The following is a 15,123-nucleotide window of genomic DNA, read 5'->3' on the forward strand; positions in this document are numbered from 1 at the left end:
GGTGCGGGCGCAGGCGCGACCGGCGTGGCCGGATGCGGCGCCGGCGGCGGCGGGCGCATGCCGGCGAGGATCTGGTTGAGATTGAGCAGACGGCCTGCGGGCATGCGGATCTCCTTGAATCAGCGACAGGGCGCTGTCCGGCCCGGCGCGTACGCCTTGCCGTCGTCCTTGGGTGTGTGGAGTTCGGGCGCGTATTGCGGCACCGATCACGTTCGAATCAAACGCGCGTGCAGTTGCGCGGCGGACATTTCAGGAATGAAACGTTTTGCGCCAGGCGGGTTCGGAGGCCGGCGTTCAAGGCCGCGCAGCAGGACGCGGACGCGGCGACGGCCCCGGTTCGGGGCCGTCGCCGCGGGCGTGGGCGCAGTTCGTCGGCGCTGCGGCCGCCGCCGGTTCAGGCCGGGCGTTCGTCGTAGTGGAAGACCTTGGACACGATCCACCAGCGCCCGTCGATCTTGAGCCAGGTCAGCAGATCGACGAAGCGCCGCGGCCGCACCGTGCATTCGGCGCGCACCAGCGCGGTGACCGGCCCGATCCACTCGATCGAGACGATGCGGTCTTCGCGCGGCTCGCCCTTGCTGGCCGGCGAAGGCCGCGCATCGATCACCGGCCAGTACTCGTCCATGCCGCGGGTCAACAGTTCGCCGCCGCTGGCGGTGGCGTACAGCGCGCGCGGATGCAGCACCTGGCGCAAGCGCGCGCTATCGCTGCGGTACAGGCCGTCGAAGTAGTCCTGCATCGCCGCGGTCAACGCGGCGCGATCGGCTTCGCGTGGTTCGGGCGGCCTGCCGGGCGCCCCCAAGCTTGCGTCGGCGCTCGCCGCCCGCTCGGCGCGCCAGGCGGAAACCGGGTGCCCGCCGATGCCCCAGTTGTCGGCTTCGACTTCGTCGACGACGACGAACGTGGTGGCCGGGTCTTTGTCGAGCACGTCCGCCATCATTTGCGTCGCGCGGCGGATCAGTTCGGCTTTGCGCGGCGCGTCGAGGCCGTCGCGGGTCGCCTGGATCAGAATGTAGGGCATGGCGGTCTCCTTCAGGCGGCGAGCAGGCCTTCGGCGCGCAAGGATGCGATCACCGCCGGGCGCTGGGCGACCCGGTGCAGGTAGGCCTGCAGTCGCGGCAGATCGCCCAGCTCCAGCGCCACATGAGGCGCCCAGCGCGCGACCGCGAACAGATAGGCGTCGGCGACGGTGAACGCCGCGCCGGTCAGATAATCCCCGTCGAGCCGGCTTTCCAGCCATTCGAACCGGCGCCGCAGACCGGCGCGCAACGGCGCCTTGGCGGCTTCGTCCAGATCGTTGCGGAACAACGGCGTGAACGACTTATGCAATTCGGTGGCGACGTAGTTCTGCCATTCCAACACGCGGTAGCGCGCCAATCCGGCGCGCGGCAGCAAGACGTCTGCGGCGGCGAGCTCGCTGAGGTACTGGCCGATGATCGGTCCTTCGCTGAGGCGCTGGCCGTCGGCCAGTTCGAGCAGGGGCACCTGGCCCTTGGGATTGATCGCGTAGTAGTCGACGCCGGCCTCGGTGCGGTGCGCGCCGGTATCGACGCGCTCAAGAGCGAACGCAGCGCCGGTTTCGCGCAGCAGGATGTGGCTGGCCAGCGAGCAGGCGCCGGGCGAGTAGTAGAGCTTCATGCAGGCTTCCTTGTGGATGGGGAGCGACAGCCGGCATGCTATTGATGCGTCCGAAGCGCATAAACGCGTCCGGATTCAATTCATAAGTTACATGGCGTAATCCATGACCCGACAGTTCGACGCCCTCATGCTCGGCAGCATCGAGTTGTTCTGCCTTTCCGCCGAGGCCGAAAGCTTTACCGCCGCGGCGCTGCAGGCCGGCCTGACCCCGGCCGCGGTCAGCCGCGCGGTGGCTCGCCTGGAGGCGCGCCTGGGCGTGCAGCTGTTCGTGCGCAGCACGCGCCGGGTGCGCCTGACCGACGCCGGCCGCAGCTATCTCGCCCATTGCCGGCTGGGATTGAACCAACTCGCCGAGGCCGAGCGCGAAGTGAGCGGTCAACAGCGCGCGCCGGCCGGCAAGGTGCGGATCAGTCTGCCGACGCCGGTCGCCCACCATCTGCTGCTGCCGACGCTGGCGCGGTTCCGCCGCGCCTATCCGGACGTGACGCTGGAGATCCAGCTCAGCAACCGCAACATCGATTTCACCGCCGACGGCTTCGATCTGGCGATCCGCGGCCGCGCGCCGCCGGACTCGGGGCTGGTGGTGCGCAAACTGTTCGATGCCGAGCTGACGGTGGTCGCCGCGCCCGACTATCTGCAACGCGCCGGCATTCCACGCACGCTGGAGGATCTGGCCGAGCACGACTGTCTGCAGTTCGTCCTGCCCAGCAGCGGCCAGACCGTGCCCTGGCAGTTCCGCCGCGACGGCTGCGACCTGGAGCTCCACACCCGCGGCGGCCTGCAGTGCTCGGACGACTTTCTGGGCCCGGCGACCTTGGCGCGCGCCGGCGGCGGCCTGCTGCAGACCTACCGCTTCATCGTCGCGGCCGATCTCGAACGGGGCGCCTTGCAGGAAGTGCTGGGCGAATACGGCGGCCGGTCGCGGCCGTTCTCCCTGGTCTATCCCAGCGCGCGCCACGTCGCCTCGCGGGTGCGCGCGCTGATCGATTTCCTGGTCGCGCAACTGCCGGCGCAGGTGTGAGCGACGGTCAGCGCGCCTGTGCGCCCGGCTCGGGCACTTGGATCAATCCTTGGCAAAGACCGCCGCCGCCGATGCCGGTGCTCTGCACTTCGATGCGCACATCGGCCACCCGAGGCGAACCTTCCTGATCGGGCGCGACCACGAAGGTCACCACGCAACGGCTATGCGCGCCCTGCTCGGCCACCACCTGGCCCGAGGCCCGATTGACCAGTTGCGAGCGGTCGTCGTACTCGCGCGAGTAACTCAACAGACGCAATTCGCCGGACTGCTGCAATTCCGCTCGTCCCATCCGCTCCAGCACCTGCTGTTCCGGCTGGCCCTGCCAGACCATGATCGCCGAGGCTTCCTTGGGATCGAGCCGGCGCTGGCCGCGGATCGAGGCGGCCTTGGCGGCGAAGGCCTGATCGACGCGATGCTTGCGCAGCAACGGTTCGCCGTACTGCTGCGCTTGCGCAGCCAATCGGTCCATGGTTTGCGCGATGGCTGCGTACTCGCGTTGGTACTGCGCCTTTTCGGCGGCGCTCAGCGGCCGGTCGCCGGCGCTCTTGGGCCGCTGCGCGCCCGCCCACAAACCGCTCCAGGCCACTTCGCGCAGCACGAAGAAGTTCGGCGTGTCCGCCACCCATCGCAGCGAGCGCAGGCCCAGAGGCTCCAGCGCGGCGTCGAATCGCGCCTGATCGAACCCATCCCCGCCGCGCGCGGCGTTTTCGGCCTCGCGCACCGGCACCTCGTTGCAGGCCAGTGCCTGCGCCCGCAATGCGACCGCATCGTTGGCCGGTCGCCAGGCCGCGGCGGCGATGCCCAAGCGCTGCCCCTCGCGGCTCATGCGATAGCCGCCCTCGCCGACTTGCAGGCGCACGCTGTCGGGTCGCGGCGGCGGCTCGGCCGCTGCCGGTGCGCGCTTGCGCCGGCCCGGATACTGCGGCAGGGGCTGCGCGCATTCGAACTGCAGCGGCACCACCGACCAATCGGCCTCGGCCGCGCTTTCGAACACGGTGTAGACATCGATCTGGCGGATCGCGACCGGCGCCAGGATCTGTTCCATCGGCGTGCGGTCCTGGATCCGGCCGAGGTCGGCGAAATAAGCGCGGCGTTGGCCGACTGCGCCCTCGCTGTGCAGCAGCACCACGCCAGCCTGCGCCGAGACGGCGAACAAACCCGATGCGGCGACGCCCAGCACCCGCCGCGACAACATCGCACGCGCGCTCACAGCCGCAGCTCCAGCACCCGATCGCCGCTCAATTGCGCCCGATAGCGGCCGGCGCCTTGCGCGCGCAACTCGTACAAGCCGAACGGCGTGACCAGTGCGGCGCGGGACAGTCCGCCGCCGGCGTCGAGCGCGATCACCCGCAGGCGCTGGTCGTTCCACACCGACGCCTTGGCGAAGTGCGCGCGCAGAGCCGCATCGGCGTGCAGCTCGCCGACACAGCGGCCGCGCTCAAGACGGAAACTCGCCGCACCGTCGAGGGCCTGCTCGACCAGACGGCCGCCGTAACGGCGTTGCGCCAACGGACACCGCGCGGATTTCAGATCGACGGGCCGGGGCAGGAACGGCGCCGCCAGCAGCATCGCGGTGGATTCGATCGACGAGACCCACTCCGCATTCGAGGCCACGCTGGCGGCGATCGCGCGTTGCGGCCACAGCACCAGCGCCGCGCGTGCGCCTTCGGTGATACCGGCGTGGTGGACGATGCGGGCGCCGTCCGGGTCCAAGCCCAGGCGCCAGCCCAGGCCGAGGCGATAGTCGCGCTCCTGCACTGGCCGGCCGTCGTTCAATCGCAGCGGCTCCTGCATCGCGGCGAAGGTCTCGGGCCTGACGATCTGCCCGTTCATCAGGCGGCCGCCGAAGCGGACCAGCGACTCCGGCGTGCCGGCGAGCCCGCCGCCGCCCCAGGAGTAGCTGAAATCTCGCGGTCGCTCGACCCGGTGCGCGGTACCGCCATCGAGCTCGTACAACTGCGACTCGCCTTCGCCGCGGCCGCCGTGCTCGGCGCCGATGCGCAGCCCCGGCACGATCGCGCGTCCGATGTAGTCCAGGAACGGCTGGCCGGCCGCGTCCTCGATCGCTGCGCCGATCAGGGTGTAGCCATAGGAGGAGTAGTGGTAGCTCGTGCCCGCCGCGCTCAGCAGCGGGCGCGCAGCGAATACGCCGACCGCCTCGCGCTGGCTGGCGTAGCGACGACCGTCGCGGCCGATGTCCTCGTCGCCAGCCTGGTAGTGCGGCAGTCCCGCCACGTGCGCCGCTACCTGACGCAGGTTCATCGGGCCCCAAGCGGCGGGCAGCCAGGGCAAACGCGCCTTGAGCGGCGCATCCAGATCGAGCTTGCCGTCCTCGCTCAGCTTCGCCGCGGCGGTCGCGGCGATCGCCTTGGACACGCTGGCGAAACGGAACACCGTGTCGGCGCGTACCGGTCGCCGCGCCTCCGCATCGCGCCAGCCGGCGCAACCGGTCCAGGCCACTTCGCCGTCGCGCCACACCGCTGCGCCCATGCCGGGCACGCCGTTGCTGCGGACCAAGGCATCGAGCAGGGTCTGCGCGGTGATCGCGGCGGGACTTTCGGGCGCGTGGCCGCAGTCGGCGAGCGCCGGCGAGGCGGCGACCGGCAGCACGACGGCGAACACGCGGGCGGCGAGCGATGGACGGGAATGGCGCGGGCGGATCATGCCGGCGGGACTCCTGATGAGCGGAGCCCCACTGTAGGAACCGCTACGGCGCCGCGCACCTGGTTTGGGATGGACCGTGCACGCACTGAGACGAACCGGTCCGGCGCAACCGGCGCGACGGGCTCACCCCATGCCGGCGCCGTCCTGCAGCCGGGCGAGCAAGGCGTCGATATAGGTGCGGCTGACCCGCAGCGGCGTGCCGTCCTGCAGGCGGGCGATCGCGTCGCGATTGGGCAGGGCCTGCAACTCGGCCACGCAGTCCACGCGCACGATGGCCGAACGGTGCACGCGCACGAAGCGCAGCGGGTCCAGGCGCTCGGCCAACCGATGCAGCGGCTCGCGCAACAGGTGACTGCGGCCGCCGACGTGCAGCAGCGCATAGTCGCCGTCGGCCTGAATCCATTCGATCCGCTCGGCCTCGACGTACACCGCGCGCCGCCCGACCCGCACCGCGAATCGGCGCAGCGGCGCGATGGCCGGCACCGTGGCGCCGATGCCTTCTCGCTCGCGGCGACGCCGGCGCGCACGCTCCACCGCTTCGTCGAAACGCGCATCGTCGATCGGCTTGAGCAGATAGTCGACCGCCTCCAGGGCGAAGGCCTGCACCGCGTACTGGGCGTGCGCGGTCAGCAGGATCGCCAGCGGCCGCCGGGGCGGCGCCTGCGCAGCGAGCCAGTCCAGGCCGCTCTGGCCGGGCATCTGCACGTCGACGAAAACCAGATCGACCGGCGCCGCCGTCAAACCGGCGCGTGCCGCTTCGGCATCGGCATAGTCGCCGGCGAGCGACAGATCGGAATGGCGCGCCAAACGCTGGACCACTCCGCAGCGCGCCAAAGGTTCGTCGTCGATCACCGCCACCCGCATCAGCGCCCTTCTCCCGTATCGATCGATGCAACCGCACTGCGCGCGGAGCGCAGCGGCAAGCGCAGGCGCACCCGGTAGCGGCCGTCGCCGTCGAGCCCGGCCTGGAAAACATGCCGTTGCGGATACAACGCCTGCAAACGCTCGCGCACATTGCGCAGGCCGATCGCGCCGCCGGCGCGCACCGGCCCGGTGTCGCCAGGCGGGGCCGTGGCCGGGTCGTTGGCGATGTCGATCCGCAGCATGTCGCCGTCGGCGGCGATGTCCAGATCGATCCGTCCGGGCTGCGTGCGGCGGGCGATGCCGTGGCGGATCGCGTTCTCCACCAGCGGCTGCAGTAGCAGATACGGCACCGGCGCCGGCAACACGCCGGCGCCGATCTTCCAACCCAGTCGCAGACGCTCGCCCAGGCGCGCCTGCTCGACCTCCAGATAGGCCTCGGTCAGCGCGAGTTCCTCGGCCAGGCTGACTTCGTGCCCGCGTTCGCCATCGAGCGTGGCGCGCAGAAACTCGCTCAGGCGCACCAGCATCCGCTGGGCCTGCCCCGCCTGTCCTTCGCCGATCAGCGCCGAAACCGCATTGAGCGTATTGAAGAGGAAGTGCGGCTGCAGTTGGTAGCGCAGCGCGGTCAGCTCGGCGTCGCGCGCCAGCGCCCGCGCCTGCGCCGACCGCTCGCGCTCGCGCCGCAACTGCGCCGCGTATGCGACCACCGCATGGATCGCGCAGGCCGCCACCAGGCTCAGCCAGGCCCCCTCCAGCCCGCGCAAGGTCGACGTCCAGTCGAACGAAGGCGGCAACGAACCGCGCGCGAGCAACGGCGGCAGCAGCAACAGCCAGCGGCTGGTCCAGGCCATCAGGAACGTGGCCGGCAACAACACCGCCGCCGTCGCCGCCAGCGAGCAACGCCGCCGCAGCGCTCGCTGCAAGGCCGTCAGCGGCAGCAACCACAGCGCGAATGCCCACAGATACATGCTGCGCGACACGCTCGCCGGACCATGGCCGAGGATCGGCAGCACGCTCAGCAGCAGGCAGGCCGCCAACGGCAGCGTCGCGAGCAAGGGCAGCCAGAACGGCGGCTCGTCGTCGCGGCGGTGCAAGTCATCGTAGGGGGCGTTCATCGGATCGGCGGCACCGAACATCCAGACGGGCGATCGGCGCCCATCATGCCAGCGCCGGCGGGCGCACAGGACCGGTATACCGCAGCGCCGGCTACCCGGCGCACGCTGGCCCGACCGAAGCGGCCGGCCGTGCATCCGCCGCGGCGGGCCGGTGGATGGGGATTGCCGGGCGGTCACTGTGCGCGTCGTGCGCACGGCATCGCCCGGCTGCATCGGCCTACCGCTGCCCCGTGCTGCGCGCTTGGCCCCGCGAAACCCCACCCGCTACCATGCGCCCATGTCGAAGCATCGGATGCAAGACGACAACGACGGCCACGTCATTCACCTCGTGCCGCGACTCAGCCCCGCAGCTTCGCCGGGACCAGCCCCCCGTTCGCTGCGGTTCCCGCGCCGCATGGGCACGGCCGGGCGGATCGGATTCGCGCTCATGAACCTGATCGCCGGCGCCGGCGCGGTCTGGGCCGTGGCCCAACTCTGGACCGAGCCGACGCCGGGCTGGTGGTTCAACCTGATCTTCACCGTCATGCTCGTCGGCCTGGCTGTCGCGCTGTGGGCGGTCTTGGCCGCCTGCATCCGGCAGGCGAAGCTCGAACGCGGGCTGGAAGCGCAGTGGCGCGAAATCCGCCCTGGGGCGATCGCCGCCGCCGGCCGGGTGACCGGCCGGCACTGGGTGCTCGCCGAAGACGGCTCGCTCTCGTCCTTCGCCTTGATCGTCCGGCTCGGCGACGGCCGGGCGCTGGAAGGACGGTGGAATCCGCAAAGCTCACGCGACTATTTGCTGCAAACGCAGGTCCCCGGCGTCGGCGCAGAGGCACGGGTCTGGTACGTTCCCGACGCCGCAGCCGAGGCGCCGCTGGTGATCGAAGTCGCAGACGCCAGCGTCGTGGGTTGAGTTCCGCTGCCTGCAGCCCGCGTCCCCGCGGCGGCCCGCCGCGTCATATCCGCGGGCGAGACTTCAGCTCGGGGGCCGGCCCGGGGGACGCCTCGTTCCAACCGCGTAGTCGGCCGGCCCGGTCGGTGGCCTCGATCAGAGTGGCGAGTTCACGAAGTCGCTTGAACGTCTCCAGCGGCAGCCCCGCCTGGGCGTAGGATCGAATCCGCAGCGCTTCGTGCCGCGGATCGCGGAGTTCTACAGGCCTTTGCAACGCGTTCCGCATCGGAGCGGACTCGACGTTCAGACCGCCTGCGGCTCGATGACGGCGTTGACCGCCCATTGCGCGGCAAAAGCGCGCAGGTAGGCCGGCCGCGCTTCGCCGCGGGCGACATAGGCGGCCAGACGCGGGAACTCGTCCAGCAACCCCGACGGCCTCAGCCGCAACAGCACCGACACCATCATCAGGTCGCCGGCGCTGAATCCTCCGTCGAGCCATTCTGTCCGGCCCAGGCGGGTCGCCAGTTGCGCCAACCTCTGCCGGATGCGGTCTTCGACCAGCGGCAGGCGTTGGCCGGCCCAGGGCCGGTCGCCTTCCGCCAGTCTGGCGACCGCCAGATCGAGGATCGGCGGTTCGACCGTGTTGAGCGCGGCGAACATCCAGGCGATCGCGCGCGCCCGTGCATCGGCATCGTCGGGCAGCAAACCCGCATGGATCTGCGCCAGATGCAAGACGATCGCGCCGGTTTCGAACAAGGCCAGACCGCCTTCCTCATACGTGGGAATCTGGCCGAAGGGATGCAGGCGCAGATGGGCCGGCTCCTTCATCGCGCGCAAGGACACGAACCGGACCTCGTAGGGCCGGCCGACCTCCTCCAGCGCCCAGCGCACACGCGTATCGCGCGCCAGTCCTTTGCCGCCGTCGGGCGATCGTTCGAAGGCGGTGATGACGATGGTCATTGCGACGTGTTCCTCGGTGAATATCGGTGGCGGGGCGAGCCGATCGCCCCCTTCACCTCGGCGACGAACGACTGAGCGCAGATTCGACAACCGTCCGTTCCTCGGCCGAATCAGGGACGGCAACCTTCCGGCGTCCCGCGATTGCGCCTGTGCTCCGACGGACGGCTCCGAGGACGCCTCCCCGAAACCGATGCCGCTCGCCGCGTCCAGCCCCATCGCGGCACTCGCGTTCCGCCTGCCTGCGTCTTAGCGCCTGAGACGAAGCGATGCTGTAGTCGACGCCTACGCAGGCGGCACCGCCGAGCGCCGGTATGGCGCGGCAGACTTGGCCGCCGGAGAATGCGCCCCTTCCGGGCGCCCCAAGCGATCCACCATGAGCCTATCCCGCATCGATCCCGACCTCGTGTTCGCCTGGCAAGCCGCCCATTCCATCGCCCGCGGCTCCCCGCCCCCCGTCCGCGATCGCGGCGGCTTCCGGGTGGACACCCACTCGGAAAAGGAAACCAAGCGCTGGGTTTTTCCGCAGCTATGCGATGGGCTGCGCGCTATCGCACGCGAAATCACCGCGCCGCGGCATTATCTGAAGCTGTGCGGCTACGACGAAGAACTGCGCAGCGCGCTGCCGGAGCGTTGGGAGCTCCAACCGTCGAACTACTTCATGACCACGACCGCGGCGCCCGCCGACGCCAGGCCGCTGCCGGACGGGTACAGGATGGAGCTCGAACGCGCCGGCAGCGCCGTTCGCGCCAGCGTCGTCGCGCCCGACGGCGCGGTGGCGGCCACCGGCAGCGCGGCGGAAACCGCAGAAGCCTTCGTCTACGACCGGATCGAAACCGCGCCGGAGCATCGACGCAAAGGCTTGGGCGCCGCGGTGATGATCGCGCTGGCATCGGGCAAGTTGTCCCCAACCAGCCCGCAGTTGTTGGTCGCGACCGCCGACGGCCGCGGTCTCTACGAGAACCTGGGTTGGACGGTGCTCGGGCCGTTCGCTACGGCGACGATTCCGGAGACTTGAAGCGACTGGCAGCGCTGCCCGGAGCATACGCGCGTCGGCTTCGGACCGGATCGTCCGGGTATCGCGCATCACGTGCAATGCCGCATCGGAATGCACCGACAGCGCCGGCGTCAGTGCAGGCCATTTACGAGAACGAGCCGATTGACGGTTCCGCGAAGGAACGCCCAGAACCCGTGCAGGCCCACTTCGGCGGCCGGTCATCGACGGCTCCCGGCAGCCGCATGCGCGCCTTTGTTGTCGGCCTTTCAGCCCTGCTCGCCGGCTGCCCCAGCGGCCGCATCGAGGCTGCGGATCGTTGGCACCTGCTGGCCGCCGAAGCCGCACGCTTGACCTCTACCTTTGCCGGCATGGCCTGGGGGCGACGGATGCTTCCTGCTCACGACCGCTTCCGGTCCGAGGTCTATCGCAGCTGCGCCGCCCAGGCCGGACAGGCCGGCATCGCCCGCTTTCGCGCTGTCGCGGTGATCGACGAGGCCGGGACCGTCAAAGAATATCGGGTCAATCCCGGCACCCCGGATATGGCTTGTTTCCCGGCGGATGGTCGGCCGCAAATATCCTGCGCCGCCGAGCGCGCCGTTCTATGAGGTCTACACCGTCAGGCTGACCGCACCGTATTAGCGGATCGTGTTTTCGAAACGCCCCGAACGCGGACTGCGCGCAAGGGGCGCCTCGCCGGCTCAGCCGGTCATTCCACCGTCACCGCCTTGGCCAGGTTGCGCGGCTTGTCGACGTCGGTACCGCGCGCCAGTGCGGCGTGGTAGGCCAGCAACTGCACCGGGATCGCGTGCACCACCGGCGACAACACGCCGACGTGGCGCGGGGTGCGGATCACGTGCACCGCCTCGGATTCGCCGAAGTGGCTGTCGAGGTCGGCGAACACGAACATCTCGCCGCCGCGGGCGCGCACTTCCTGAATGTTGGACTTCACCTTCTCCAGCAGCTTGTCGTTCGGCGCGATCACCACCACCGGCATGGCGGCGTCGACCAGAGCCAGCGGGCCGTGCTTGAGCTCGCCGGCCGGGTAGGCCTCGGCGTGGATGTAGGAGATTTCCTTGAGCTTGAGCGCGCCTTCCAGGGCGATCGGGTAATGCACGCCGCGGCCGAGGAACAGCGCATGCTGCTTGGGCGCGAAGCGTTCGGCCCAGGCGGTGATCTGCGGTTCCAGGTTGAGCGCGTGCTGCACGCTGCCCGGCAGGTGACGCAGGGCGTCGACGAACTCGGCTTCCTGTTCGGCCGACAGCTTGCCCTGCAGCTTGGCCAGAGTCGCGGTGAGGGTGAACAACGCCACCAACTGGGTGGTGAAGGCCTTGGTCGAGGCCACGCCGATCTCGGCGCCGGCGCGGGTGTAGTAGACCAGCTTGCTGGCGCGCGGAATCGCGCTCTCCGGCACGTTGCAGATCGACAGGGTGCGCTCGTGGCCCAGCGACTTGGCGTACTTCAGCGCCTCCATCGTGTCCAGAGTTTCGCCCGACTGCGAGATGGTGACGATCAACTGCTTGGGATTGGCGACTGCGGCGCGGTAGCGGTATTCGCTGGCGATTTCAACCTGGCACGGCAGGCCGGCGATGGCCTCGATCCAGTAGCGCGCGGTCAGGCCGGCGTAATAGCTGGTGCCGCAAGCCAGGATCTGCACGCCTTCGATGCCGGCGAACACCGACTCGGCCTGCGCGCCGAACAGCGACGGCGAGAACGCGCCGTTGTCCATCACCGCCTCGATGGTGTCGGCGATGGCGCGCGGCTGTTCGTGGATTTCCTTCTGCATGAAGTGGCGGTACGGGCCCAACTCCAGCGACGCCAGCGACACGTCGGACACGTGCACTTCGCGTTCGATGCGCGCCCCCTGCGCGTCGAACACTTGCACGCTGTCGCGGCTGATGTCGGCGGTGTCGCCTTCTTCCAGGAAGATCACCCGGCGGGTGGCCTGGACGATCGCCGAGACGTCGCTGGCGACGAAGTTCTCGCCCTCGCCCAGGCCGACCAGCAACGGGCAGCCCATGCGCGCGGCGATCAGACGGCCAGGTTCGCGCTTGCTGACCACCGCGATGGCGTAGGCGCCGACCAGCTCGCGCACCGTGTTCTGCACCGCCGCCAGCAGGTCCCCGTCCTGCTTGAGATGGTGATGGATCAGGTGGGCGATGACTTCGGTGTCGGTCTGCGATTCGAACGCGTAGCCGGCGGCGCGCAGGCGCTCGCGCTGCTCGTCGTGGTTCTCGATGATGCCGTTGTGCACCACCGCCAGTTCGCCGAAGCTGATGTGCGGGTGGGCATTGGCCTCGGTCACGCCGCCGTGGGTGGCCCAACGGGTGTGGCCGATGCCGACCTGGGCGTTGAAGCCCTCGGCCTGGGCCGCGGCCTCCATCTCGCCGACGCGGCCGGTGCGGCGCACGCGGCGCAGCTGCGCGCCGTCGAACACGGCGATGCCGGCCGAGTCGTAGCCGCGGTATTCCAAACGTTTGAGTCCGTCGATGAGGACGGGTACCACATCGCGATCGGCGATCGCGCCAACGATTCCGCACATGCTGGGGGCAACTCCTTCGGGGGATGGCCGCGATTCTAGCCAGTGCGCTTTGCGGACACGTCCGGCGGACAGAGCGACTGTCCGGACGGACGCCCGGACAGGAACGTACGCCATTTTAAATCAACAACTTGCGATTGGCACGGGTTGTGCTTGGGTTAAGCCCAGACATCCGGATCGAGCCGCATCGAAATGAGCATCCGCGACACTTCTGCGCAGGACCACCGCGTCGCCCCGACCGCCGCCGCATGGCGCCGGCCGTGGCTGCTGGGCGCGGGCGCCGGCGTGCTGGCACTCACCACCGGCGCCTGGCTGTTGTCCGGCTGGAGCGCGGGCGGGCGCTCGATCGCGGCCGAGCGGCTGCGCTTCGCCGAAGTCGAGCGCGGCGATCTGGTCCGCGACATCGCCGCCGACGGCCGGGTCATCGCCGCCAACAGCCCGATCCTGTACGCGATCGCCGGCGGCTCGGTCGACCTCAAGGTGGTGGCCGGCGACGTGGTCCGCCGCGGCCAGGTGCTGGCCGAGATCGACAGCCCCGAATTGCGCAGCAAGCTGGCCCAGGAACAGGCCACCCTGGCCGGCCTGGAAGCCGAGGCCAGCCGCGCCGAACTGGCCGCCGAACTGGCCCGCTCGACCGCACGCAAGGAACTCGACCAGGCCCAGGTCGACCGCATCGCCGCAGCGCGCGACCTGGAACGCTACCAACGCGCCTTCGACGGCGGCGCGGTGGCCAAGGTCGACGTGGCCAAGGCCCAGGACGAACTCAAGAAGGCCGACATCGGCCTGGATCATGCCCGCGGCGACCTCGACCGCCAGGGCCGCAGCGCCGGCCTGGATGCGCGCAACAAGCGCCTGCTCGCCGATCGCCAGCGCGCGATCGTCGCCGAGGCGCAGCGTCAGGTCGACGCGCTGACCCTGCGCGCGCCGTTCGACGGCCAGGTCGGCCAGATCCAGGTCGCCCAGCGCGCCAACGTCGCCGCCAACGCGCCTGTGCTCAGCGTGGTCGACCTGGGCGTGTTCGAAGTCGAAATCAAGGTGCCGGAGAGCTTCGCCCGCGAACTGGCGATCGGTATGCCGGCGCAGATCGGCGGCGGCGGCGGCGAGAGCTTCCCGGCGCGGATCTCGGCGGTGTCGCCGGAAGTCGTCGGCGGCGAAGTGGTCAGCCGCCTGCGCTTCGTCGATCGTCAGCCGTCCGGCCTGCGCCAGAACCAGCGCCTGAGCGCGCGCATCGTGCTCGACACCCGCCGCAACGTGCTGACGGTCGAGCGCGGCCCGTTCCTGGAACAGTCCGGCGGCCGCTACGCGTATGTGGTCGCCGACGGCCTCGCCTCGCGCCGCCCGATCCGCGCCGGCGCCAGCAGCCTGAGCCACGTGGAAATCCTCGAAGGCCTGCAGCCGGGCGAGCGCATCGTCGTCTCCGGCAGCGACCAGTTCGACAACGCGGACGCGGTCCGCATCAGTGGAGAATGATCATGTACGCCCTGCACGATACCCGCGCTACCGTCCCGGCCTGGAACCCGCAGCAGCTGACCGACGCCGTGCCGCTGCGCCTGCACCAGCTGATCAACTTCGATCTGGTCCGCGACGCCGGCCCGGCGCGCAGCGCCAACGCCGAACCGCGTCGGCCGCTGCGCAATGCGCGCTACGCCGCGGCGCGGTCGCTGCCGATGTTCGCGGTCCGCTGATCCCGTTTCGCTCCAGACCTCTCCTCCAGGAATCGCCTTCATGCTCGATATGCGCCAGGTCACCAAGGTCTACCGCACCGAACTCGTGGAAACGCACGCGCTGCGTTCGCTGGATCTGCACGTCGGCGAAGGCGAGTTCGTCGCGGTGACCGGTCCGTCCGGCTCGGGCAAGACCACCTTCCTCAACATCGCCGGCTTGCTGGAAACCTTCACCGGCGGCGAGTTCCGGCTGGACGGCGAGGACGTGCGCGGCCTGTCCGACGATGCGCGGTCGCGCCTGCGCAACCAGAAGATCGGTTTCATCTTCCAGAGCTTCAACCTGATTCCCGACCTCAACCTGTTCGACAACTGCGACGTGCCGCTGCGCTACCGGCGCATGCCCGCCGCCGAACGCAAGCAGCGCATCGAGCAGGCATTGAGCCAGGTCGGCCTGGGTTCGCGCATGAAGCACTACCCGGCCGAACTGTCCGGCGGCCAGCAACAGCGCGCCGCGATCGCCCGCGCCCTGGCCGGCGCGCCGCGCCTGCTGCTCGCCGACGAACCCACCGGCAACCTCGACTCGCAAATGGCGCGCGGGGTCATGGAGCTGTTGGAGGAGATCAACGCCGCCGGCACCACGATCGTCATGGTCACCCACGACCCGGAGCTGGCCGCGCGCGCGCAACGCAACGTCCACATCGTCGACGGCATGGCCACCGACCTGAAGGCCGAGCCCAGCCTGATCCGCAGCCCGGCGCCGGCCGAAATCGCCGACGCCCTGTCCGCCTGAGGCCGC

Annotated in this window: 15 protein-coding genes; 7 read left to right on the forward strand and 8 right to left on the reverse strand. The window is 70.0% G+C overall.

What is annotated here, in order from left to right; genetic code table 11:
• Positions 1-394 precede the first annotated feature (394 nt).
• Together TX83_RS23695 and gstA are read right to left on the reverse strand one after the other, a co-directional pair.
• Positions 395-1,021 carry a 2-hydroxymuconate tautomerase family protein gene (locus tag TX83_RS23695; RefSeq protein WP_222423776.1) on the reverse strand — a complete coding sequence of 209 codons (627 nt, stop codon included), beginning with the start codon at positions 1,019-1,021 and terminating at the stop codon, positions 395-397.
• Positions 1,022-1,032: 11 nt separating this feature from the next.
• A complete protein-coding gene (gene gstA / locus TX83_RS15825; protein WP_064748935.1) occupies positions 1,033-1,638 on the reverse strand; it encodes a glutathione transferase GstA in 606 nt (201 codons plus the stop codon).
• Positions 1,639-1,741: 103 nt separating this feature from the next.
• Here gstA and TX83_RS15830 point away from each other — a divergent pair, with 103 nt between their 5' ends.
• Positions 1,742-2,659 (forward strand): LysR family transcriptional regulator, encoded by a 918-nt coding sequence (locus tag TX83_RS15830; RefSeq protein ID WP_064748936.1) that lies wholly within the window; start codon positions 1,742-1,744, stop codon positions 2,657-2,659.
• A 7-nt stretch (positions 2,660-2,666) separates the two neighbouring features.
• Here TX83_RS15830 and TX83_RS15835 read toward each other — a convergent pair whose 3' ends face one another.
• From TX83_RS15835 to TX83_RS15850, 4 genes are all read right to left on the reverse strand, one after another.
• The gene (locus tag TX83_RS15835; protein WP_141233525.1) at positions 2,667-3,869 is read right to left on the reverse strand and encodes a hypothetical protein; all 1,203 of its coding nucleotides are present in this window, start codon (positions 3,867-3,869) and stop codon (positions 2,667-2,669) included.
• The gene (locus tag TX83_RS15840) at positions 3,866-5,323 is read right to left on the reverse strand and encodes a serine hydrolase domain-containing protein (protein ID WP_064748938.1); all 1,458 of its coding nucleotides are present in this window, start codon (positions 5,321-5,323) and stop codon (positions 3,866-3,868) included. Before TX83_RS15840 ends, TX83_RS15835 begins: the two co-directional genes overlap by 4 nt.
• 123 nt (positions 5,324-5,446) lie before the next feature.
• On the reverse strand, positions 5,447-6,187 hold the full coding sequence (locus TX83_RS15845) for a LytR/AlgR family response regulator transcription factor (RefSeq protein WP_064748939.1): 741 nt from the start codon (positions 6,185-6,187) through the stop codon (positions 5,447-5,449).
• Positions 6,187-7,302 carry a sensor histidine kinase gene (locus tag TX83_RS15850; protein WP_186442617.1) on the reverse strand — a complete coding sequence of 372 codons (1,116 nt, stop codon included), beginning with the start codon at positions 7,300-7,302 and terminating at the stop codon, positions 6,187-6,189. The genes TX83_RS15845 and TX83_RS15850 overlap by 1 nt, the downstream gene beginning before the upstream one ends.
• A gap of 427 nt (positions 7,303-7,729) precedes the next feature.
• Here TX83_RS15850 and TX83_RS15855 point away from each other — a divergent pair, with 427 nt between their 5' ends.
• Complete coding sequence (locus tag TX83_RS15855; protein WP_075575201.1) at positions 7,730-8,194, forward strand: hypothetical protein; 465 nt, start codon at positions 7,730-7,732, stop codon at positions 8,192-8,194.
• A 282-nt stretch (positions 8,195-8,476) separates the two neighbouring features.
• On the opposite strand, the gene TX83_RS15860 is transcribed toward TX83_RS15855, so the two are convergent.
• The gene (locus tag TX83_RS15860; protein WP_064748942.1) at positions 8,477-9,133 is read right to left on the reverse strand and encodes a glutathione S-transferase family protein; all 657 of its coding nucleotides are present in this window, start codon (positions 9,131-9,133) and stop codon (positions 8,477-8,479) included.
• Between the two features lie 373 nt (positions 9,134-9,506).
• Between TX83_RS15860 and TX83_RS15865 the strand changes: the two genes are divergently transcribed.
• Together TX83_RS15865 and TX83_RS15870 are read left to right on the forward strand one after the other, a co-directional pair.
• Positions 9,507-10,148, forward strand: coding sequence for a GNAT family N-acetyltransferase (locus tag TX83_RS15865; RefSeq protein ID WP_064748943.1), 642 nt, complete (start codon positions 9,507-9,509; stop codon positions 10,146-10,148).
• Positions 10,149-10,261: 113 nt separating this feature from the next.
• The gene (locus TX83_RS15870) at positions 10,262-10,732 is read left to right on the forward strand and encodes a hypothetical protein (protein ID WP_141233526.1); all 471 of its coding nucleotides are present in this window, start codon (positions 10,262-10,264) and stop codon (positions 10,730-10,732) included.
• A 101-nt stretch (positions 10,733-10,833) separates the two neighbouring features.
• Here TX83_RS15870 and glmS read toward each other — a convergent pair whose 3' ends face one another.
• The gene (glmS, locus tag TX83_RS15875) at positions 10,834-12,666 is read right to left on the reverse strand and encodes a glutamine--fructose-6-phosphate transaminase (isomerizing) (protein WP_064748945.1); all 1,833 of its coding nucleotides are present in this window, start codon (positions 12,664-12,666) and stop codon (positions 10,834-10,836) included.
• A 189-nt stretch (positions 12,667-12,855) separates the two neighbouring features.
• Between glmS and TX83_RS15880 the strand changes: the two genes are divergently transcribed.
• The 3 genes from TX83_RS15880 to TX83_RS15890 are packed head-to-tail and all read left to right on the forward strand — an operon-like array spanning position 12,856 to position 15,117.
• Positions 12,856-14,133: an efflux RND transporter periplasmic adaptor subunit gene (locus tag TX83_RS15880; protein WP_064748946.1), complete on the forward strand. Its 1,278-nt coding sequence runs from the start codon at positions 12,856-12,858 to the stop codon at positions 14,131-14,133.
• Between the two features lie 2 nt (positions 14,134-14,135).
• Positions 14,136-14,348: a hypothetical protein gene (locus TX83_RS15885; protein ID WP_141233527.1), complete on the forward strand. Its 213-nt coding sequence runs from the start codon at positions 14,136-14,138 to the stop codon at positions 14,346-14,348.
• Positions 14,349-14,388: 40 nt separating this feature from the next.
• On the forward strand, positions 14,389-15,117 hold the full coding sequence (locus tag TX83_RS15890; protein WP_064748948.1) for an ABC transporter ATP-binding protein: 729 nt from the start codon (positions 14,389-14,391) through the stop codon (positions 15,115-15,117).
• Positions 15,118-15,123 lie beyond the last annotated feature (6 nt).

Source organism: Lysobacter antibioticus HS124 (genome assembly GCF_000336385.2).
GTDB lineage: Bacteria > Pseudomonadota > Gammaproteobacteria > Xanthomonadales > Xanthomonadaceae > Lysobacter > Lysobacter firmicutimachus.

What these genes read in the sequence shown, in the direction of transcription:
- TX83_RS15865 (WP_064748943.1), top strand. Translation starts at nt 9,507, where the DNA reads ATGAGCCTATCCCGCATCGATCCCGACCTCGTGTTCGCCTGGCAAGCC.
- TX83_RS15885 (WP_141233527.1), top strand. Translation starts at nt 14,136, where the DNA reads ATGTACGCCCTGCACGATACCCGCGCTACCGTCCCGGCCTGGAACCCG.
- TX83_RS15860 (WP_064748942.1), bottom strand. Translation starts at nt 9,133, where the DNA reads ATGACCATCGTCATCACCGCCTTCGAACGATCGCCCGACGGCGGCAAA.
- glmS (WP_064748945.1), bottom strand. Translation starts at nt 12,666, where the DNA reads ATGTGCGGAATCGTTGGCGCGATCGCCGATCGCGATGTGGTACCCGTC.
- TX83_RS15890 (WP_064748948.1), top strand. Translation starts at nt 14,389, where the DNA reads ATGCTCGATATGCGCCAGGTCACCAAGGTCTACCGCACCGAACTCGTG.
- TX83_RS23695 (WP_222423776.1), bottom strand. Translation starts at nt 1,021, where the DNA reads ATGCCCTACATTCTGATCCAGGCGACCCGCGACGGCCTCGACGCGCCG.
- TX83_RS15845 (WP_064748939.1), bottom strand. Translation starts at nt 6,187, where the DNA reads ATGCGGGTGGCGGTGATCGACGACGAACCTTTGGCGCGCTGCGGAGTG.
- TX83_RS15850 (WP_186442617.1), bottom strand. Translation starts at nt 7,302, where the DNA reads ATGAACGCCCCCTACGATGACTTGCACCGCCGCGACGACGAGCCGCCG.
- TX83_RS15880 (WP_064748946.1), top strand. Translation starts at nt 12,856, where the DNA reads ATGAGCATCCGCGACACTTCTGCGCAGGACCACCGCGTCGCCCCGACC.
- gstA (WP_064748935.1), bottom strand. Translation starts at nt 1,638, where the DNA reads ATGAAGCTCTACTACTCGCCCGGCGCCTGCTCGCTGGCCAGCCACATC.
- TX83_RS15830 (WP_064748936.1), top strand. Translation starts at nt 1,742, where the DNA reads ATGACCCGACAGTTCGACGCCCTCATGCTCGGCAGCATCGAGTTGTTC.
- TX83_RS15855 (WP_075575201.1), top strand. Translation starts at nt 7,730, where the DNA reads ATGAACCTGATCGCCGGCGCCGGCGCGGTCTGGGCCGTGGCCCAACTC.
- TX83_RS15840 (WP_064748938.1), bottom strand. Translation starts at nt 5,323, where the DNA reads ATGATCCGCCCGCGCCATTCCCGTCCATCGCTCGCCGCCCGCGTGTTC.